At 71.8% G+C, this 454-nt stretch carries 1 protein-coding gene and 1 pseudogene; one reads left to right on the top strand and one right to left on the bottom strand.

Annotated features, from left to right (window positions below):
- A partial coding sequence (locus ACNFOC_RS55330) for a hypothetical protein (RefSeq protein WP_416966435.1) occupies positions 1-180 on the bottom strand: 180 nt, incomplete at its 3' end.
- Positions 181-189: 9 nt separating this feature from the next.
- On the opposite strand from ACNFOC_RS55330, the pseudogene ACNFOC_RS55325 reads away from it, so the two are divergent.
- A pseudogene (locus ACNFOC_RS55325) lies at positions 190-348 on the top strand (pyridoxamine 5'-phosphate oxidase family protein); the annotation flags it as partial.
- Positions 349-454 lie beyond the last annotated feature (106 nt).

Raw genomic sequence — 454 nt, 5'->3', positions numbered from 1 at the left:
CCGTACACCCGTGGTCGCGGTCGGCGGCATCCTCCCCGCGTACGGCGAGACCGGCACCGTCCGCCAGCCCATCGAGGCCATGGGAGCGACGCGCCCGTACGACGTGACCAAGGACTTCAACACCGGTTCCGTGCCCATGTTCCTCGGCGGGCCGTGGATCATGTCCCTGCTCGACGACACGTCAAGCAACCCCCTCCGAGCCCGCTCTGGTTCGCCTGGGACGGCAGCTCGCTCTGGCTGTACTCGATCACGCGCAGCAAGCGCTGGGCCGACCTGCGCCGCGACCCGCGCGTCGCGGTGGTGATCGACGGCGGGCACGCCTACGACGAGCTGCGGGGCGTCGAGCTGCGTCACCGTGCTGGCGACCGCGCCGACGGCGTACCGGCAGATCCTCAAGTCCGGCAAGGCGGACCGGCTGCACGGTCTGCGCGGCGCTGGCCAAGCGGTCCGCGTG

This window comes from Streptomyces colwelliae (assembly GCF_048158785.1).
GTDB lineage: Bacteria > Actinomycetota > Actinomycetes > Streptomycetales > Streptomycetaceae > Streptomyces.
This window is presented reverse-complemented; position numbering and strand designations above follow the sequence as displayed.